Here is an 18,017-nt window from a genome sequence, read left to right as displayed (position 1 = left end):
ACAATCTAACACCCAAGATTGCCCCATGAGCTGCGAAATCCTGATTCTCTACTACAGCCGTCATGGCGCCACCCAGACCATGGCCCGGCAGATCGCCCACGGCGTTGAGACCGTGACCGGCGTTGAAGCCAGGCTGCGGACCGTACCAGCCGTCTCCGAGGTCTCGGAGGCAACCGCGCCCGCCGTTCCGGATGCGGGACCGCCCTACGCGGCACTCGACGATCTAGCGTCCTGCAGCGGTCTGGTCCTTGGCAGCCCCACGCGTTTCGGCAATATGGCAGCGCCGGTCAAGCACTTCCTCGACCAGACCACCAGTCTGTGGCTGAGTGGCGCGCTGAATGGCAAACCCGCTGCCGTATTCACCTCCACCGGGAGCCTGCATGGCGGCCAGGAAACCACCCTGCTGTCGATGATGCTGCCGCTGATGCATCACGGCATGTATCTGGTGGGGCTGCCGTATACCGAGGCTGGACTGACGGCCACGCAGACCGGCGGCACGCCCTATGGCCCCAGTCATCTCGCCGGCGCGGATGCCGACCGACCGGTGGACGATACCGAGGCAGGTCTGTGTCGCGCCCTTGGCGCGCGGGTGGCCGCCGCCGCGGTGCGCCTCGACGACACGGCGGATCAGCGACTGGCGTGAAAGTCCTGCGTGGCAAAATCCCGGCTGCTGGGCAGGAGACGCCCAGCCGGGTGGCGGCCACCCCTCTCTACTGGGTGGCCACCAGCTGCTATGTGGCGCTGACCGCCCTGCTTTTCGCCTGGCTGGTCTGGCTTGATCCACCGCCCGCATCGTTGCGCAGTCCACTGCTGCTCGTGCTTCTACTGCCGCTGCTGCTCGGACTGCGGGGGATTCTTCACCGCCGCCGCTACACGCTGCAGTGGACCGGCATGCTGATCCTGCTCTATTTCATGCACGGTCTGCTGGCGACGACGGGCGCGGCACCCCAGCGCTGGCTGGGGGTGGCGGAGATACTGCTCACGCTGGGATATTTCGTGGCAGGGACGGTGATCCTGCGCCGCGGCAAGCAACGCCATAAGGCGGATCAGTCCAAGGCCTGATCCGCCAGAACCGACTTGATGAACGGCACGGTCAGGCGCCGACCAGCCTGCAGGGATGCCCAGTCAAGCCGATCCACCACCGCCAGCAAATGATCCATGTCACGCGCCTCATGCCGTAGCAGGTAATCGACACTCGATGCCGGCATCCGCAGCCCGCGTCGGGCCAGGGCGACAGCCAGAATCTGGCGGCGCCGTTCATCATCGGGCACGCTGAGCCGCAGACGAAGCAGGGATTCAAAGCGCGAGACGAGATCGGGGAGCCCGAGCGACAGGGCCGCCGGCGCGCCTGCTCCAGCCACCACCAAAAGCCCACCGGTATCCCGCAGCCTGTTGAACAGGTGGAAAAACGCCTCCTGCCAAGCCTCGTGGCCGGCAAGCTCATCGACATCATCAACGGTCACCAGCGACAGGGCCTCCAGGCCATCCAGCTGCGCCGTCGGCCCGTGAATATGGTCGGCAAGCGGGATATACACCGCTGTGCCGCCGGCTGCGCTCATGCGCCCACAGGCTGCCTGCAGAAGATGACTGCGTCCGCTCCCCGGCGGCCCTGACAGGTAGAGCGACTGGGCGAACCAACCGGTCAGCGCCTCCACCGCGGCAACCGCCTGCTCGTTGCCAGAGGACACGAAAGCCCCCAGGTCCGCCGCATCGTTCCAACGGAAATCCAGCGCCAACTGCGGTCCGTTCTCGTGACTCATGGGCGCCAACGGTATCCATCGCCATCGGATCGCAGTCGCTGATCGGTGTCGAGGGCCCGCATCACCCGCTCCGCTTCGACGTTGATCGCGAGCCGCCAGCGGACGCGGTCATCGATAATCTCCACCGGAATGACACGGGTGACACCCACCTGTTGACCGAGGCGTTCAGCCACTGCCTGGTGGGCCGCCAGCGACTCCACACCCCTGACCGCGACCGTCAACCGACGCCGGGAGTCGGGATCAGGGACGTAGGCAAAGGGCGCACGCAGGCGTTGCGCCATCTCGCGGACACCCGACGCCAGGACCGACCGCGCGCCATCACCGCTCGAGACCCAGCGCTCGGCCGTCCCCTCATCCCCTGCCAGCAGCGTCCAGCGGACGCGGGTCGTCCCGGTCTCTCCGCCCTGCAGACGCCCCACGACAACCGCCTCTGCTCCGTAGCGCGCCGAGGCTTCGCGGACCGGATCGACGAACCCACCCGCGATGTCGGCGTAACCGAGATTACGGCGATCCTCGAGGTCCATGAGCGGGGTGATCAGCGTGATACCCAATGGTGCCGCCGCCGTCCGCATCCGCTCCAGTAGTGGCCGCCCCTGATCGCTGCCGGCGATGAAGCGCTCACCATCGCGCTCGGCACCCAGCCAGACAAGCACTGTCGGCGGCGACGGCGGCCAGAGCGCAATCTCTGCCCGGGCCAGCGCATTACGCAGCGCCGGCCGCGAGAACCGCGCCAGCAGGCGGGTCTCGCGCCCCGCTCCATCGCCATCCGCCGCGGTCACCGTACGGTAGGAGAAGCCATTCAGGTATTCCCCGACGCGGCTGCGCAGGCGCGTCGCGAGCTCAGTCTCGGTAACGGCCGGATCCCCGGTGAGCCGGACGAGCATTGCGTCCATGGCCCGCACCAGCGCCTCGGATCGCGCCGATTCGCTATCGCTGGCCACCGGGACCTGCACCGACGCGGGACCACTCTCGGCCACCGCTGTGTGGGACACAATGCCGCCGACGACCACGGCAAACTGGAAAAAAAGACGCAGGACGACCGACATCACGCTGGATTGCGAGCCCGTGACCAAAACAGGTTTTAAGGTACCATGACGGCGTCCACCGGCACGACCAACCCGAACCAGGGAGTAGACACTTGGATTCCGCCGATTCCCGAACCGGACTGACCTACCGCGACGCCGGCGTTGATATCGACGCCGGTGCCGATCTCGTCGAGCGTATCAAGGGCGATGTCGCCGCCACTCAGCGACCCGGTATGGTCGGCAGCCTGGGCGGATTTGGTGGCCTCTTCGAGCTACCGGTGGATCGTTACCGCCAGCCACTGCTGGTCGCCGGCACCGATGGTGTCGGCACCAAACTGCGGCTGGCACTGGAAACCGGTCGCCATGATGGGATCGGGATCGATCTGGTGGCCATGTGCGTCAACGACGTCATCGTCGCCGGCGCCGAACCGCTGTTCTTCCTCGATTACTACGCCACCGGGCGCCTCGACCCGGAGATCGCCGCGCGGGTCATCCGCGGTATCGCCGCCGGCTGCAGAGAGGCCGGTGCCGGATTGATCGGCGGCGAGACCGCGGAGATGCCTGGCATGTACAGCGACGGCGACTATGACCTGGCGGGATTCTGCGTCGGTATTGTCGAGCGCGATCGAATGATTGACGGGGCGGACATCCGCCCGGGCGATGCCCTGATTGCGCTCGGCAGCAGTGGTGTTCATGCCAATGGCTATTCGCTGGTCCGTCGTATACTCGAACGCGAGCCAGAGGCACTCACGCAGTCCCTGGACGACCGCCGGATCGAGGAGTGGCTGCTCACACCCACCCGCATCTATGCCCAGGTCGTCCAGCGCCTTCAGAATGAGGTGACGATCAATGGCATCAGCCATATCACCGGCGGCGGACTGACCGAGAATCTGCCGCGGATCATGCCCCAGGGGCTCACGGCCCGCATCGATACCAGGAGCTGGCAGTGGCCGGCGCTGTTCGCTTGGTTGCAGCGTGCCGGCAATGTCGAGACTGAGGAAATGCGCCGGACGTTCAACTGCGGTGTTGGAATGGTCCTGGCAGTGCCCGGGGACGAGGCCACCCATGCGCTGGATATCCTCCGCGCGGCCGACGAATCCGCATGGATCCTCGGTGAAGTGACGCGCTCCGGCCGCAATGCCGATGGCATCACCTACCAGGAGGGCGTGTGAGCGATCCGGAGGGCTTCCGCATCGCCGTCCTCATCTCGGGCGGCGGAACCAACCTGCAGGCGATCATCGACGCGGTCCGCGACGGCTCGATCCCCGGCACAATCACCCGGGTGATCAGCAACCGACCGGGTGCCGGCGGCCTGGAGCGAGCGGCCCGGGCCGGTATTGCCACCGAAGTGATCGACCACCGGATATTCTCCAGCCGTCCGGATTATGATCGGGCACTCGCCGAGCGACTCGATACCGCGCAGCCCGACCTCATCGTTCTCGCCGGGTTCATGCGCATCCTTGGCGATGCTTTCGTCGGCCGCTTTCTGGGTCGACTGATCAATATCCATCCATCGTTACTCCCAGCCTACCGCGGGCTGCATACCCACGAGCGCGCCCTGGAGGCAGGCGAGCGCCACCATGGCTGCAGCGTGCACTACGTCATCCCCGAACTCGACGCGGGGCCGGTCATCGCCCAGGCGGCCGTTGCCATACAGTCCGGCGAAACGGCTGACACCCTCGCCCGGCGCGTCCAGGCGATGGAGCACCGACTCTATCCCGAAGTGGTCCGCTGGATCGCCGAGGGCCGCGTCGCCCTCGATGGCGATCGGGTACGACAGGACGGTCAGTATCCCCCCGTACCGCCCTGTCTCACCGAGGCCACCGCGGACGCGTCATGATGCCGGGTCGGCGAGTGATCACCGCGGGCCTGGCGATGCTGCTGACCGTGGTGGGCGTCGGCCCGAGTGGGAGCGCCGCAGCGGGTGCCGAGTCGGCGTTCGAACCCCCACCCGCGTTCAGCGCCCGATATGATGTTCGCAAGGCCGGGCTCACCCTGGGGCATGCCAGGCTGCGATTCCGCCGGCCCGCCGAGTCCCGCTATCTCTACCGGCTGTCCATCCGGCCCAGTCGCATCGCCGGGCTTTTCTACTCGAGCACGGTGCGGGAGATGAGTATCGGGCGGATTCAGGCGGATGGGTTTCGACCGGATGTGTACCGCTACAATCGCTCCGGCGGCGATGACCAGCGAAAGGCGGAACTGCGGTTCGACTGGGACACCCTGCGCGTGGTCAATGATATCGATGACCGGCCCTGGCGCATGGACATCACCCGGGACACGATTGATCGGGTGATCAGCCCATTACAGCTTATGCATGACCTGACCGAGCGGGACGGCGATGACGAGTTGGTCTACCGCATCGCCGATGGCGGAACACTCAAGACCTACGTCCTTCGCATCGGTGAGAGGACGACCGTCGATACACCGGCAGGCCGTTTCGAGGCGCTGACGATTCGCCGTTCAGACACCGACAGCGATCGCGAGACAACCCTCTGGGTGGCGCCCGCGCTGGGGTATCTCGCCGTTCAGGTGGAGCAGCGCGAGGATGGCGATCGCAATTTCCGCATGGTGCTGAACACGGTCGACGGGTTGCCTGCCGACACCCCCTAGGGCCGCGGCAGCGTCACGCCCCGCTGCCCCATATACTTGCCGGCCCGATCCTTGTAAGACGCCTCACAGACCTCGTCGGATTCCAGGAAGAGCATCTGCGCGACCCCTTCATTGGCGTAGATTCTGGCAGGTAGCGTCGTCGTATTGGAGAACTCAAGCGTCACATGCCCCTCCCACTCGGGCTCGAGGGGCGTGACATTGACGATGATCCCGCAGCGCGCGTAGGTCGACTTGCCGAGACAGATCGTGAGGATGTTTCGCGGTATACGGAAATACTCCACCGTACTGGCCAGCGCAAAGCTGTTCGGCGGAATGATACAAACGTCTGACTGCAGATCCACGAAACTCGATTCATCAAAATGCTTGGGATCCACGACGGCCGAGCTGATATTGGTGAATATCTTGAAACGATCCGCGCAGCGGACATCGTAGCCATAGCTCGAGGTCCCGTAGGAAATCATCCGCCCACCCTCGGCATCGCCGCGGACCTGGCCGGCTTCGAATGGCTCGATCATGCCCTTGCCGGCCATGTCGCGGATCCATCGATCGGATTTGATGCTCACTGTCTGTCGCCCCTGCCCTAGTCGTCGTCGACGACGATGTTCGGGAACCGGCTCGCGCCCGCCGGATCCTGTCGTGAAAGGAGTGCCGCTGTGCGCCGGGCGGCCTCGCGGAAGCGCTCCGCTGCCTGCGATTCCGGTTCTGAGATCACTGTCGGCGCGCCATTGTCGGCATGCTCACGAATGCCCAGCTCCAACGGCAATGCGCCGAGCATGGCAACGCCCTCCTCGTCGGCCAGCCGCTGACCACCACCGGTGCCAAACAGCGCTTCTTCGTGGCCGCAGTGAGAGCAGATGTGCAGGCTCATGTTCTCGAGGATACCCAGCACCGGCACTTTGACCTTCTCGAACATCCGCACACCCTTACGGGCATCCAGCGTGGCGATATCCTGCGGCGTTGTCACCACCACTGCACCCGCCACTGGCACCTTCTGCGAGAGTGTCAACTGGATGTCACCCGTGCCGGGCGGCAGATCGATGATGAGGTAATCCAATTCCTCCCAGCGGGTGTCGTTGAGCAGCTGGGTCAACGCCTGGGTGACCATTGGGCCCCGCCAGACCATCGGGGAATCCTCTTCGATGAGGAATCCGATGGACATGATCTGCACCCCGTGGTTTTCGAGCGGATGCATCGTCTTGCCTTCCGGGCTGTCGGGCTTGCGGCCCGCAACACCCATCATCCGCGGCTGGCTGGGTCCATAGATGTCGGCGTCAAGGATGCCCACACGGGCCCCCTCATCCGCCAGGGCGAGCGCCAGGTTGGCGGCACAGGTCGACTTGCCGACGCCGCCCTTCGCCGACGCCACCGCAATGATATTGCGCACGTTATCCATCGGCTTCAGGGTCGCCTGTACCTGCCGGGCAGCGACTGACCATTCCACCGAGACCGTGACCGAGCGGGCACCGGTCGCCTCGCGTACCCGGGTCTCAAGGATCTCCTTCAGCGCCTGCTGATAGCGCCGGGTTGGAAAGCCGAGCGACAGCTCAATCGTCACCGTATCGCCAGTCACCTGAATATCGCTCACGGCTTCAGCGCTGATCAGATCACAGCCGAGCGCCGGCTCCGTCCAGCCGGCCAGCACCTGCTCGACGGCCGCGCGGTTGAGTTCACTCATGCATTTCCCCCGTTGTTCCGCCGTATTGACGATTGTGGGAGTTTAATCAGCCTGTGCCCGCCATTAAACACGCGTGAGGTGGGGTTGGCGCCCGTCGGCTTGTCGGACCGGCGGCATTCCGGCAGATTCGGGGCATGACAGCGGCGCGTCACAACCTCGTGCTTATCGGCATGCCGGGGGCCGGTAAGAGCACCCTCGGTCGCCATCTCGCGGAGCGGCTGGGATTCGGTTTCACCGATACCGATTCGGTGATCGAGTCGGCCGCAGGGACCACACTTCAGGCCATCGTGGATGCGCGCGGTCACCGGGCGCTGCGCCAACTCGAGGCCGAGCAGCTCATCCACCTCCAGCGTCGCGATCATGTCATTGCCACCGGGGGCAGCGCGGTCTACAGCGCCGACGCCATGGCGGCGCTGCGGGTCGATGGGATCATCATTCATCTGCATGCCGATCTCAGCGTCATTCAAGCGCGGGTGACCGACGTGGATACCCGTGGTCTGGCCCGGGCTGCCGGCCAGACGCTGGAGGATCTCTACGCCGAACGCGAGGCACTCTATCGCCACTACGCCGAGCTCAGCGTCGACGTCGGCCCGCTCAGCACGACCGCCGGCGCGCGGGCAGTGATCGCTGCTCTCTGCGAGCCGCGGGCTCCGCGACTGGCTTCCCCTCTGGCATAATGATGTCTTTCTGATTGTGAATGCGGAGTGTGCATGGCGCGCAAGATCCTGGTCACCAGCGCCCTACCCTATGCCAACGGGCCGATCCACCTGGGCCATCTCGTTGAATACGTCCAGACCGACATCTGGGTGCGTTTCCAAAAGCTACAGGGCAACCAGTGCTGGTATGTATGCGCGGATGATGCCCATGGCACCCCCATCATGCTCAAGGCCCGGGAGCGTGGCATCACCCCCGAGGCGCTGATCGAGCAGGTGGGCATGGAGCATCGCCGGGACTTCGCGGGCTTCAACATCGGGTTTGACAACTACTACACCACCCACTCCGACGAGAACCGCCATTACTCCGAACTGATCTATACGCGGCTGCGGGACGGTGGCTGGATCGATCGTCAGACCATCACTCAGGCCTATGATGAGCAAGAGGGGATGTTCCTGCCCGATCGCTATATCAAGGGCACCTGCCCGCGCTGCGCCGCCGATGACCAGTACGGCGACAACTGCGAGGCCTGCGGAGCAAGCTACTCCCCCGATGAGCTGCGCGATCCAGTCTCCGTCATCTCCGGCCAGCCACCCGTCCAGCGCGAGTCAGAGCATTACTTCTTCCGACTCCAGGACTTCGAGCACATGCTCCGTACCTGGGCGTCCAGCGAGGGCCTGCAGGACGAGGTCTCGAATAAGCTCCAGGAGTGGTTCGATGCCGGGCTCCGCGCCTGGGACATCTCCCGTGACGCACCCTACTTCGGGTTCCGCATCCCAGACACCGACAACAAGTATTTCTACGTCTGGCTGGACGCGCCGATCGGCTACATGGCGAGTTTCCAGGACCTTTGCAATCGCGAGGGGCTGGATTTCGATGAATGGTGGAATGCCGATTCAGACGCCGAGCTCTATCACTTCATCGGTAAGGACATCGTCTATTTCCATGCGCTTTTCTGGCCGGCGATGCTGAGCGGAGCCGGCTTTCGCACACCGACCCGGGTCTGCGCCCACGGCTTTCTGACCGTCGACGGACAGAAGATGTCGAAGTCGCGCGGGACCTTTATCATGGCCGACACCTATCTGCGCCACCTCGATGCCGAGTACCTCCGCTACTACTTTGCCGCCAAGCTGGGGGCGGGCGTTCATGACATCGATCTGAGCCTGGACGACTTCACACAGCGGGTGAACGCGGATCTGGTCGGTAAACTCGTCAACATCGCGAGCCGATGCGCAGGATTCATCAACAAGCGATCCGCGGGCCGGCTGGGGCCACGGCTCGACGCGCCGGAGCTGTTCCGCCGCATGAGCGCCCGCGCTGAGGTGATCGGCGGCTACTACGAGAATCGGGCCTACGCCCGGGTGGTCCGCGAGGTGATGTCGCTGGCCGATGAGGCCAACCAATATATCGACGAGAAAAAGCCCTGGGTACTTGCGAAGGATCCGGATCAGGCTGAGGCGGTTCAGGCCATCAACACCACCGGAATCAATCTGTTCCGGGTGCTGATGCTCTACCTCAAGCCGGTCCTCCCGGAAACGGCGGCGGCCGCCGAGCGTTTCCTGCAGATCCCTGCCATGCAGTGGTCCGACGCCGGACAGCCGCTGCTCGACCATGAGATCGCGGCGTTCAAGCCTCTGATGACGCGGGTCGATCCGGCCGCCATCGAGGCCATGATCGCGGACTCGCGGGAGAGCCTGAAGCCGGCATGATCCACGATCCTTCTACGGTCGAGCGGATCGACGCGCTGCTCCCGCAGACCCAGTGCGAGCAGTGCGGCTATCCAGGCTGCCGCCCCTACGCGGAGGCGATCGCCGCCGGCGAAGCGGACATCAATCAATGCCCGCCCGGCGGCCAGGCGACCATCGATGCGCTGGTCGGGCTGCTCGATCGGGCCAGTCGCACGCTCGACCCGGCGCATGGCGATTACCGCCCACCCCGGGTTGCCTGGATCGATGAGTCGGTGTGCATCGGCTGTACCAAATGCATTCAGGCCTGCCCGGTCGATGCGATCGTCGGCGCCCGTCAGCGCATGCATACCGTGATCGCCGAGGAATGTACCGGCTGCGATCTATGTCTTGCGCCCTGCCCGGTGGACTGCATCCACATGCTGCCCACCGATCGCGAGCAGGAGCCCGCAGACCATCAGCAGGCGCGTCGGGATCGGGCCCGGGAGCGGTTCCGGAATCGCACTCAACGTCTCGCCCGGCGCCGCGACGAGCGCGAACACAAGCGGGCACGGCGCCGGCAGCCGAATGAGGGTAAGGCTGACGGGCACCCGACAGAGACTGCCTCCGCCCTCCCTGACCGTGCGACCCGCCGTGAGACCGCGCAGGCGGCGCTCGCCCGGGTCCGCGCCCGGCGGCGTCAGCGTCACACCGGTGACGACGCATGAACCGTGACAAGCGCCGAGCGATCTTTGAGCGCCTCCGTGAGGCTAACCCCCAACCCACTACCGAACTCGAGTACCGGACGCCGTTCGAGCTGTTGGTGGCGGTGATTCTGTCGGCTCAGGCCACGGACCGCAGCGTGAACAAGGCCACGAGCCCCCTATTCGAGGTCGCCGACACGCCAGATGCCATCCTTGAGCTGGGTGAAGACGGTCTGCGTGCCCACATCCGGAAGATTGGGCTTTTCAACAGCAAGGCGAAGAATATCATCGCCACCTGCGAGGCGTTGGTTACCAAGCACGGGGGTAGGGTCCCACATGATCGAAAAGCGCTGGAGGCGCTTCCGGGCGTCGGTCGAAAGACCGCCAACGTCGTGCTCAACACGGCTTTCGGCGAACCCACCATGGCGGTGGACACCCATATCTACCGTGTCGCCAACCGAACGGGCCTGGCGCCCGGCAGGACCGTCCGTGCAGTCGAGGATCGGCTCATGCGCTGGACGCCCAGGGCATTCCTTGGCGATGCCCACCACTGGCTGATCCTGCACGGCCGCTATACCTGCCTGGCACGTAAGCCCCGCTGCGGCGCCTGTCCCATCTACGACCTCTGTGAGTTCCGCGAGCGGCACCACTACGCCGAGGTCGAGGCGGACTGAACGCGGGCGCCGGGCTGTGACCGGCGCCGATCCCGCCACTGGCGCCAACCGTAAGCAAGCATCAAAAAGGGGCCATTGGCGAGTGCCATCGACCCGCCAATCGATACATCCAGCCAGATCGCCAGCGCGTAACCCAGCGGAGCGCTCGTCGCCGCAATGAGCATCGCAAGGACAATCAGCGTAACCAGTCGCTGTGACAGCAGGTAGGCGGTGGCCGGTGGCACCACCACAAAGGTGATGAAAAGCACCACGCCGACGGCATCGAATGCCGCCACCGCACTGCCACTGAGCAAGGCCAGATGGGCGTAGAAGATGACCCCCGGGGCAAGCCCCAGCGCACGGGCGAGGTCCGGATCAAAGGTCGCGAGCTTGAGGGCCTTGTAGAAAGCCAGTACGAAGATCGCATCCACCACCAGCATGACGCCGGTGGCGAGCATCGCCCGCGGCAGCTCGACTCCCAGCAGGATCACGGTATCGAGCCAGACGAACCCGACCTCGCCCAACAGGACCGTATGCTCGTCGAGATGGACATCCCTGGCGGTGATATTGATCAGCACCACGCCAGCACTGAACAGGGCCGGGAAGACCAGTCCTGTCGCGGCATCATCGCGCAACCGCCGGGTGCGGGTCAGTGTTTCGATCAGGAACACCGCCAGCACGCCGCTCAATGCCGCTCCAGCGATCTGGATCGGGCCACTGGTCTCGCCGGTGAGCATCCACGCCACGGCGATACCGAAGAGAATGGAGTGGCTGATCGCATCCGCGAGCATACTGTTGCCGCGCAGCACCAGAAAACTGCCAAGCAACGCCGCGCTGATGCCCACCAGCATGCCGGTGACGAGGATTGCGATCGTCGGCTCGGCAAGCATCGTCACGACCGCCGCGTTGTCGTGGCGCGCTGACGCTCTTGGCGGGCGGCAGCGTGGGCAACACCCGCGTCGGTAAGCTGCCAGTGCTGGCCCTCATCCGGCATGTGCTGGGCCGGGACGACCAGCCCGCGATCGGCCAGCGTCATGAGCTGCGGCTCGGTGACCATGCCGTAATAGGCGTCTACAGCGCCCTGCTCGACGCGGTATCGCCAGTCATCATGCTCGCGCGCCAGTTCGTAGAGCGTCTGGAGAATCCGGTCGGTTGAGGTATGACTGCGGCGATGGCGCCGCCGCCACCATTGTGGGATGAGCCCGCGGTGTGGCGCTATCATCAGTGAGACCAACGCGATCAGAGTGGCGGTGAGCACGATCACCGGACCCGTGGACAGCCCCGGCGCCAGGGCACTGATCAGCCCACCCACGACACCCGCGAGGGCGCCCAGCACGGCGGAGAGCAGCACCATCCCCAGCAGACTCCCACACCATTGCCGGGCCGCGGCGCCCGGGGCGATCACCATCGCAGTCATCAGGACAACGCCTACCATCTGCAACCCGGTGACCACTGCCAGCGCGATCATCGCGGTCAGCAGGAGCTCCAGCCGATGCACCGGCAGCCCGGCCACCGCCGCGAAGCCGGGATCGAATGTCATTAACTTGAGCGGTTTCCAGAGCAGCACCACACCGGCGAGACTGAGGCCCACCAGCGCCATCATCGGATAGAGATCGGCCCGCGTCGTGGCGGCCGCCTGACCGAAAAGGAAACTGTCGAGTCCCGCCTGGGCGGCCCCGCCGCGGGACTGAATCCAGGTCAGCAGCACCACACCCAGCGCGAAACCGAGACTGAGTGTGGAGGCCAGTGCAGCGTCCATCTTCAGGCGCGTATTCCGGGTCAGTGCCACCGTCAGCAGCGCCGCCGCCACCGCGGTCACCAGCGCCCCCCCCATAATGCTCCCGATCTCGCGGGCGCCGGCCACCATGAACCCCAGACAGACCCCCGGCAGTGCCGCATGCGAGAGGGTGTCGCCCAGCAGGCTCTGGCGTCGCAGCACCGCAAACGACCCCAGTACGCCGCTGATGATGCCGATCAGCGCGGCGCCGACCACCACGTTCTGCAGGGTGTAGTCAGTCAGTAACGTCGTGATCATCCGGCGCTCCCGTCGGTCGGCCACCTTCGTCCAGCAGCGCGACCTGTCCGCCGTAGGCGCGGCGCAGGTTGCGGGCGGTATAGACCGAGTCGATTGGTCCGGCGTCGATGACCCGCACATTGAGAAAGACCAGCCAGTCGAAGTAGCGCTGCACGGTCTGCAGGTCATGGTGGACGAGGATGATGGTGCGGCCCTGGTCGCGCAGCCGGCCAAGGATCTCGATGATGCTGCGCTCGGTGGTCGCATCAACCCCGGCCATCGGCTCATCGAGCAGCAGCATGTCCGGCTGCTGGACGAGCGCCCTTGCGATGAACACGCGCTGCTGCTGCCCGCCGGAGAGCTCACTGATCTGGCGGTCCGCAAGCGGATCCATCCCCACTTCCTCAAGCGCTCGCAGTGCCTGATCACGCTCCCGCCGACCCGGCCAGCGCAGCCACCCGAGTCGGCCGTAGAGACCCATGGTGACAACATCCACCGCGGTGGTGGGGAAATCCCAGTCCACTGAGGACCGCTGCGGCACATAACCGATCCGCTGGCGCTGCTGCCGGTAGGTCCGGCCGAACAGCCGGACATGGCCGGCCGACAGCGGAACCAGACCGAGCACCGCCTTCAGTAACGTACTCTTGCCGGCGCCATTGGGACCAATGACACCGGCCAGCACCCCCGCCGGGATGTTCAGGTCAATATCCCAGAGCGCCGGGCGATCACCGTAGCTGACGGTCAGATCCTCGGTATGCAGCGCCCAGTCGGCGTCACGCGACTCCCGGTCACCTGTTCGCGGCGCAGTCACCGATCCGCCTCGAGCATCATGTCCAACTCCGCCTGCCACTGTGTGAGAGACGCTGGCAGTGGTTTGACCGAACCACCCAGCGCCCGGGTGATCTCGGCCGTATTGTGAATCAGCATGCCGACATGACGGTCACCGAGCGCCCCGGACTCACCCAGTGCGTCGCCGTAGATAGAACCGCCGATGGATACATCGGCACCGCGTTCACGAGCGGCCGCAACCACCGCATCAACGGGCCGCGGATTGATCGTCGTCTCAACGAAAAGCGCCGGGATATCGCGCTCGGCGATCAGCCCGGCAATGGACTGGATGTCCGCGACGCTGGCCTCGGAGCTCGTGCTGATCCCCTGGATTCCGCGCACCTCGATGCCGTACGCCCGGCCGAAATAGCGAAACGCATCGTGGGCGGTCAGCAGGATCCGCTGGCTCGATGGAATACTATTGATGCGTGCCATGATCCAGTCATCCAGCGCGTGAAGCTGCTCGCGGAGGGTCGATGCACGCTCGCGCATACCCGATGCGCATTTCGGTGCGACCGCGGCCAGCGCCTCCGTTGTTGGGGCGATGCCCTGGGCCCACAGGCGTGCATCCATCCAGATGTGCGGATCAACGGCATCGCTACCCGCGCTCCGGATGACCCCCCGGGGACCCTCACGCCTGGCCGCCTCGGCAACGGCCAGGGTCGGTCGGCGTTCACCGAATCGGGTCAGGACGCTGTCGAGCTGACCTTCCAGGCCAAACCCGTTGTAAGTCACCAGCGCCGCCTCCTGGAACGCTCGCACGTCCGAGGCCGCGGCGCGGTAGAGGTGGGGATCAATACCCGGTCCCATGAGCACCCGGGTGTTCACGCACGACCCGCCGATAGTGTCCACCATGTCGCCGATCATGCCCGTCGTCGCCAGAACGCTGGGAGTGGCCAGCGCGGTGGGGGCGAGGCCGATGCACAGCCCGGCCATCGCAACCCGCACGGCTTGCCAGCCACGTTTCAAAGGCATGCAACCTTCTCCCCGATCAACGAATATTGGAATAATTCCAATCTACTCCGCCCCCGGGAACAGGTCAACGAACCCGCCCGGGACCGGGCTGCGACGCCTGAAGCGAGCCTATTCGCCCCGCCGCGCAGCCACGCGGAGGCGCAGTGCATTGAGCTTGATGAAGCCCTCGGCATCCTTCTGGTCATAGGCCCCCGCATCGTCCTCAAAGGTTGCGATGCTGTCGTCGAACAGGCTGTCGGACGCCGACCGCCGCCCCACGACGATGACATTGCCTTTATAGAGCTTGAGGCGAACCACGCCATTGACGCGCGCCTGGGTCCGGTCGATCAACGCCTGCAGCGCATCACGCTCAGGACTCCACCAGTAGCCGTTATAGATCAGTTCGGCGTAACGGGGCATCACCTCGTCTTTGAGATGGGCCGACTCGCGATCCAGCGTGATCGACTCGATCGCACGATGGGCGCGCAAGAGGATGGTGCCACCGGGGGTCTCGTAGCAGCCGCGGGATTTCATGCCGACGTAGCGGTTCTCAACGATGTCGATCCGACCGATTCCGTTGTCGTTACCGAGCCGATTAAGCCGCGAGAGCATCTCGTGGGGCAGCAGCGCCTCGCCATCGATCGCGACCGGATCACCGCCACGGAATTCGATATCGATCTCGGTAGGGGTATCGGGTGCGGCCTCCGGCGCGACGCTCCAGCGCCACATCGATTCCTCCGCCGCGGTCCAGGTATCTTCCAGGACGCCGCCTTCGTAGGAAATATGCAGCAGATTGGCGTCCATCGAGTAAGGCGATCCGCCGCCCTCCTTCTTACCCTCGATCGGGATGCCGCGATCCTCGGCGTAGGCCAGCAGTCGCTCACGGGAGTTGAGGTCCCACTCCCGCCATGGGGCAATCACGTGGATGCCCGGTTCGAGCCCGTAATAGCCGAGCTCGAAGCGCACCTGATCGTTACCTTTACCGGTCGCGCCATGACAGACGGCATCGGCCCCGGTCTCGCGGGCGATTTCGATCTGGCGCTTAGCGATCAGCGGCCGTGCGATCGAAGTCCCGAGGAGGTATTCCCCTTCATAGACGGCATTGGCGCGGAACATCGGAAAGACGAAGTCGCGGACAAATTCCTCGCGCAGGTCATCGATGTAGATCTCCCCGACGCCCAGATCCTTTGCCTTGGCGCGGGCCGGCTCGAGCTCCTCGCCCTGGCCCAGATCGGCGGTAAAGGTCACCACTTCGCACTGGTAGTGGTCGCGCAGCCACTGGAGGATGACGGAGGTGTCGAGACCACCGGAGTAGGCCAGGACCACCTTTTTGATTTCGCTCATGGATTGCTCTCTCGAATGTCGGGATGTGGGGCGGAAACCTGACGCAATGATCGGCGCGCCGACGCGCAGAATCAAGGCGCCGCCCGGCGGCCCTGATACACTGGGGGAATGGATACATTGACGATCACACGACCGGACGACTGGCACCTGCATCTGCGCGACGGTGCAGCACTCGCCGATGTCGTCCACTGGAGTGCGGCGCGCTTCGGGCGGGCAATCATCATGCCCAATCTCACGCCCCCGCTGACCACCACGGCGGCGGTCGAGGCGTATTACCAGCGCATCCTCGCGGCACGGCCGGCCGGCAGCCGATTCGAACCGCTGATGACCCTGTATCTCACCGATAACACCCCAGCCGCTGAGATCGAGCGGGCTGCGGCGAGCGGCCTGATCCATGCCGTCAAGCTGTATCCCGCGGGTGCCACCACCAATAGTGACTCGGGAGTCACTGATATCCGTCGCTGTGATGACGCGTTGGCCGCCATTGCCGAGCACGATCTCACGCTCTGCATTCATGGTGAGGTTACCCACCCGGACACGGACATCTTCGATCGGGAAGCCGTCTTTCTCGAGGAGCGGCTGGCCCCGCTGCTCGAGCGCCATGGTCAGCTACGCGTTGTCCTCGAGCACCTCACCACCGCCAATGCCGTTGAATTCGTCCGCTCGGGGCCGACGCGCCTGGGCGCAACGATCACCCCGCAGCATTTGCTGATGAACCGCAACGATCTATTGGTGGGCGGTATCCGGCCCCATCATTACTGCCTGCCGATCCTCAAGCGCGAGCGCGACCGCGAAGCGCTGATCGATGCCGCCACGTCCGGTCATCCGCGGTTTTTCCTGGGGACGGACAGTGCACCGCACCCACGCCATGCCAAGGAGAACGCCTGCGGTTGTGCGGGCATCTTCACCGCGCCGCTCGCCATCGAGCTTTATGCCGAAGCGTTTGAGAGAGCGGGCGCGCTGGATCGACTGACCGGATTCGCGAGCCATTACGGGGCCGACTTCTACGGCCTGCCTCGTAACACCGACACCCTGACGCTGGCGCGCCGACCACGGGCCATGCCGGCCAGCCTGCCCTATGGCGATACCCGTATCGTGCCTCTACGCGCTGGCGATGAAATCCCCTGGTCGCTGACAGCTGACACCCAACCGGAGACCGCATGAACGCCCGACCCATCAATCAGCGATTCCGCGGCTTTCTGCCCGTGGTGGTCGACATCGAAACCGGCGGCGTCAATGCCGCCACCGACGCCATGCTGCAGATCGCTGCAGTGATCGTGGAAATGGACGATGATGGCCGTCTCCATAATGGCCCGACATTCACGACCCACGTCGAGCCGTTCGAGGGTGCCAATCTCGATCCGAAGTCGCTGGAGTTCAATGGCATCGATCCGGATCACCCGCTCCGCATGGCGGTGCCCGAGGATGAGGCACTCAAGTACATCTTCCAGCCGATCCGCGAGGCCATCCGCACCACCGATTGCAGCCGCGCCGTACTCGTCGGTCACAACGCATGGTTTGATCTGGGGTTTCTCAATGCAGCGGTGAGTCGCTCGGGCATCAAGCGCAATCCATTCCACCCGTTTTCATGCTTCGATACGGCTACGCTGTCGGGGCTGGCCTATGGGCAGACGGTACTGGCACGGGGAATCGCTGCCGCCGGCATTCACTGGGATGCGCGCGAGGCCCACTCCGCGATCTACGATGCGGAAAAGACGGCGGAGCTGTTCTGCACGATCGTCAATCGCTGGGACGCCCTGAACGGGCACCCCAACGACGCGCGGCCGGACTAGGCGTCGGGGTCGGCCGTCTTGACCGCTTCCTGAAGCTCACCCGACTCATACATCTCCATGATGATGTCGCAGCCACCGAGCAACTCACCGCTGACATAGAGCTGCGGAATGGTCGGCCAGTTGCCGTATTCCTTGATCCCCTGACGGATCTGTTCGTCCTCGAGCACGTTGACGTAGGAGAACTCGACCCCACAGCCCGCCAGCGCCTGGGCGGCACGCATCGAGAAGCCGCACTGCGGGAACTGCGGCGAGCCTTTCATGTAGAGAATGACCGGGTTGCCCTCGACCTGCTCACGGATGCTTTCCTGTACGTCGCTCATTTCCACTCCTTTATGAATT

Annotated in this window: 19 protein-coding genes and 2 pseudogenes; 11 read left to right on the top strand and 10 right to left on the bottom strand. The window is 64.8% G+C overall.

Annotation, left to right across the window (positions count from 1 at the left end):
• Positions 1–25 precede the first annotated feature (25 nt).
• Both wrbA and SPICUR_RS02605 read left to right on the top strand, forming a co-directional pair.
• Positions 26–643 (top strand): NAD(P)H:quinone oxidoreductase, encoded by a 618-nt coding sequence (gene wrbA / locus SPICUR_RS02610; RefSeq protein ID WP_023365772.1) that lies wholly within the window; start codon positions 26–28, stop codon positions 641–643.
• The gene (locus SPICUR_RS02605) at positions 640–1,062 is read left to right on the top strand and encodes a DUF2069 domain-containing protein (RefSeq protein WP_023365770.1); all 423 of its coding nucleotides are present in this window, start codon (positions 640–642) and stop codon (positions 1,060–1,062) included. The genes wrbA and SPICUR_RS02605 overlap by 4 nt, the downstream gene beginning before the upstream one ends.
• Here the strand turns inward: SPICUR_RS02605 and hda are convergent.
• A complete protein-coding gene (hda, locus tag SPICUR_RS02600; protein ID WP_023365768.1) occupies positions 1,047–1,760 on the bottom strand; it encodes a DnaA regulatory inactivator Hda in 714 nt (237 codons plus the stop codon). The two genes, SPICUR_RS02605 and hda, sit on opposite strands and share 16 nt — an antisense overlap.
• Positions 1,757–2,806, bottom strand: coding sequence for a DUF2066 domain-containing protein (locus SPICUR_RS02595; RefSeq protein WP_023365766.1), 1,050 nt, complete (start codon positions 2,804–2,806; stop codon positions 1,757–1,759). Before SPICUR_RS02595 ends, hda begins: the two co-directional genes overlap by 4 nt.
• Before the next feature lie 92 nt (positions 2,807–2,898).
• On the opposite strand from SPICUR_RS02595, the gene purM reads away from it, so the two are divergent.
• From purM to SPICUR_RS02580, 3 genes are read left to right on the top strand one after another with little or no spacing between them, the layout of a single operon-like run.
• Complete coding sequence (gene purM / locus SPICUR_RS02590) at positions 2,899–3,957, top strand: phosphoribosylformylglycinamidine cyclo-ligase (RefSeq protein ID WP_023365764.1); 1,059 nt, start codon at positions 2,899–2,901, stop codon at positions 3,955–3,957.
• Positions 3,954–4,625, top strand: a complete 672-nt coding sequence (purN, locus tag SPICUR_RS02585) for a phosphoribosylglycinamide formyltransferase (RefSeq protein WP_023365761.1) — start codon at positions 3,954–3,956, stop codon at positions 4,623–4,625. Before purM ends, purN begins: the two co-directional genes overlap by 4 nt.
• Positions 4,622–5,395 carry a DUF3108 domain-containing protein gene (locus SPICUR_RS02580; RefSeq protein ID WP_023365760.1) on the top strand — a complete coding sequence of 258 codons (774 nt, stop codon included), beginning with the start codon at positions 4,622–4,624 and terminating at the stop codon, positions 5,393–5,395. The genes purN and SPICUR_RS02580 overlap by 4 nt, the downstream gene beginning before the upstream one ends.
• Here the strand turns inward: SPICUR_RS02580 and dcd are convergent.
• Positions 5,392–5,958 (bottom strand): dCTP deaminase, encoded by a 567-nt coding sequence (dcd, locus tag SPICUR_RS02575; RefSeq protein WP_023365758.1) that lies wholly within the window; start codon positions 5,956–5,958, stop codon positions 5,392–5,394. The two genes, SPICUR_RS02580 and dcd, sit on opposite strands and share 4 nt — an antisense overlap.
• Before the next feature lie 17 nt (positions 5,959–5,975).
• Entirely contained in the window at positions 5,976–7,070 is a 1,095-nt protein-coding gene (apbC, locus tag SPICUR_RS02570) for an iron-sulfur cluster carrier protein ApbC (protein WP_023365756.1), read from the bottom strand.
• Positions 7,071–7,204: 134 nt separating this feature from the next.
• Here apbC and SPICUR_RS02565 point away from each other — a divergent pair, with 134 nt between their 5' ends.
• The 4 genes and pseudogenes from SPICUR_RS02565 (at position 7,205) to nth (ending at position 10,766) form a co-directional block, all read left to right on the top strand.
• Positions 7,205–7,747 carry a shikimate kinase gene (locus SPICUR_RS02565; protein ID WP_023365754.1) on the top strand — a complete coding sequence of 181 codons (543 nt, stop codon included), beginning with the start codon at positions 7,205–7,207 and terminating at the stop codon, positions 7,745–7,747.
• A gap of 33 nt (positions 7,748–7,780) precedes the next feature.
• Positions 7,781–9,421, top strand: a pseudogene (gene metG, locus SPICUR_RS02560) (methionine--tRNA ligase); the annotation flags it as partial.
• Positions 9,422–9,438: 17 nt separating this feature from the next.
• A pseudogene (rsxB, locus tag SPICUR_RS10170) lies at positions 9,439–10,116 on the top strand (electron transport complex subunit RsxB); the annotation flags it as partial.
• Positions 10,113–10,766 carry an endonuclease III gene (nth, locus tag SPICUR_RS02550; protein WP_023365748.1) on the top strand — a complete coding sequence of 218 codons (654 nt, stop codon included), beginning with the start codon at positions 10,113–10,115 and terminating at the stop codon, positions 10,764–10,766. The pseudogene rsxB and the gene nth, both read left to right, overlap by 4 nt.
• Here nth and SPICUR_RS02545 read toward each other — a convergent pair.
• From SPICUR_RS02545 to SPICUR_RS02525, 5 genes are all read right to left on the bottom strand, one after another.
• Positions 10,742–11,635: a metal ABC transporter permease gene (locus tag SPICUR_RS02545; protein ID WP_023365746.1), complete on the bottom strand. Its 894-nt coding sequence runs from the start codon at positions 11,633–11,635 to the stop codon at positions 10,742–10,744. The two genes, nth and SPICUR_RS02545, sit on opposite strands and share 25 nt — an antisense overlap.
• 2 nt (positions 11,636–11,637) lie before the next feature.
• A complete protein-coding gene (locus SPICUR_RS02540; RefSeq protein ID WP_023365744.1) occupies positions 11,638–12,780 on the bottom strand; it encodes a metal ABC transporter permease in 1,143 nt (380 codons plus the stop codon).
• A complete protein-coding gene (locus SPICUR_RS02535; protein ID WP_023365742.1) occupies positions 12,758–13,570 on the bottom strand; it encodes a metal ABC transporter ATP-binding protein in 813 nt (270 codons plus the stop codon). The genes SPICUR_RS02540 and SPICUR_RS02535 overlap by 23 nt, the downstream gene beginning before the upstream one ends.
• The gene (locus SPICUR_RS02530) at positions 13,567–14,562 is read right to left on the bottom strand and encodes a metal ABC transporter solute-binding protein, Zn/Mn family (RefSeq protein WP_076742129.1); all 996 of its coding nucleotides are present in this window, start codon (positions 14,560–14,562) and stop codon (positions 13,567–13,569) included. Before SPICUR_RS02530 ends, SPICUR_RS02535 begins: the two co-directional genes overlap by 4 nt.
• A gap of 108 nt (positions 14,563–14,670) precedes the next feature.
• A complete protein-coding gene (locus SPICUR_RS02525; RefSeq protein WP_023365738.1) occupies positions 14,671–15,885 on the bottom strand; it encodes an argininosuccinate synthase in 1,215 nt (404 codons plus the stop codon).
• 108 nt (positions 15,886–15,993) lie between these two features.
• Here SPICUR_RS02525 and pyrC point away from each other — a divergent pair, with 108 nt between their 5' ends.
• Positions 15,994–17,049, top strand: coding sequence for a dihydroorotase (gene pyrC, locus SPICUR_RS02520; RefSeq protein ID WP_023365735.1), 1,056 nt, complete (start codon positions 15,994–15,996; stop codon positions 17,047–17,049).
• The gene (gene rnt / locus SPICUR_RS02515) at positions 17,046–17,678 is read left to right on the top strand and encodes a ribonuclease T (RefSeq protein ID WP_023365733.1); all 633 of its coding nucleotides are present in this window, start codon (positions 17,046–17,048) and stop codon (positions 17,676–17,678) included. Before pyrC ends, rnt begins: the two co-directional genes overlap by 4 nt.
• Here the strand turns inward: rnt and grxD are convergent.
• Positions 17,675–17,998, bottom strand: coding sequence for a Grx4 family monothiol glutaredoxin (gene grxD / locus SPICUR_RS02510; RefSeq protein WP_023365731.1), 324 nt, complete (start codon positions 17,996–17,998; stop codon positions 17,675–17,677). The two genes, rnt and grxD, sit on opposite strands and share 4 nt — an antisense overlap.
• Positions 17,999–18,017: the final 19 nt, after the last annotated feature.

Source organism: Spiribacter curvatus, from assembly GCF_000485905.1.
In the GTDB taxonomy this organism is placed as follows: domain Bacteria; phylum Pseudomonadota; class Gammaproteobacteria; order Nitrococcales; family Nitrococcaceae; genus Spiribacter; species Spiribacter curvatus.
Note: the sequence above shows the minus strand (reverse complement) of the source record. Positions and strands in the feature narration are given on the sequence as shown.

Excerpts from the sequence above, each read along its gene's own strand:
- SPICUR_RS02565 (WP_023365754.1), top strand. The coding sequence starts at position 7,205 with ATGACAGCGGCGCGTCACAACCTCGTGCTTATCGGCATGCCGGGGGCC.
- grxD (WP_023365731.1), bottom strand. The coding sequence starts at position 17,998 with ATGAGCGACGTACAGGAAAGCATCCGTGAGCAGGTCGAGGGCAACCCG.
- apbC (WP_023365756.1), bottom strand. The coding sequence starts at position 7,070 with ATGAGTGAACTCAACCGCGCGGCCGTCGAGCAGGTGCTGGCCGGCTGG.
- SPICUR_RS02545 (WP_023365746.1), bottom strand. The coding sequence starts at position 11,635 with ATGCTTGCCGAGCCGACGATCGCAATCCTCGTCACCGGCATGCTGGTG.
- SPICUR_RS02595 (WP_023365766.1), bottom strand. The coding sequence starts at position 2,806 with ATGTCGGTCGTCCTGCGTCTTTTTTTCCAGTTTGCCGTGGTCGTCGGC.
- SPICUR_RS02540 (WP_023365744.1), bottom strand. The coding sequence starts at position 12,780 with ATGATCACGACGTTACTGACTGACTACACCCTGCAGAACGTGGTGGTC.
- pyrC (WP_023365735.1), top strand. The coding sequence starts at position 15,994 with ATGGATACATTGACGATCACACGACCGGACGACTGGCACCTGCATCTG.
- wrbA (WP_023365772.1), top strand. The coding sequence starts at position 26 with ATGAGCTGCGAAATCCTGATTCTCTACTACAGCCGTCATGGCGCCACC.
- SPICUR_RS02580 (WP_023365760.1), top strand. The coding sequence starts at position 4,622 with ATGATGCCGGGTCGGCGAGTGATCACCGCGGGCCTGGCGATGCTGCTG.
- SPICUR_RS02530 (WP_076742129.1), bottom strand. The coding sequence starts at position 14,562 with ATGCCTTTGAAACGTGGCTGGCAAGCCGTGCGGGTTGCGATGGCCGGG.
- rnt (WP_023365733.1), top strand. The coding sequence starts at position 17,046 with ATGAACGCCCGACCCATCAATCAGCGATTCCGCGGCTTTCTGCCCGTG.
- SPICUR_RS02525 (WP_023365738.1), bottom strand. The coding sequence starts at position 15,885 with ATGAGCGAAATCAAAAAGGTGGTCCTGGCCTACTCCGGTGGTCTCGAC.
- hda (WP_023365768.1), bottom strand. The coding sequence starts at position 1,760 with ATGAGTCACGAGAACGGACCGCAGTTGGCGCTGGATTTCCGTTGGAAC.
- nth (WP_023365748.1), top strand. The coding sequence starts at position 10,113 with ATGAACCGTGACAAGCGCCGAGCGATCTTTGAGCGCCTCCGTGAGGCT.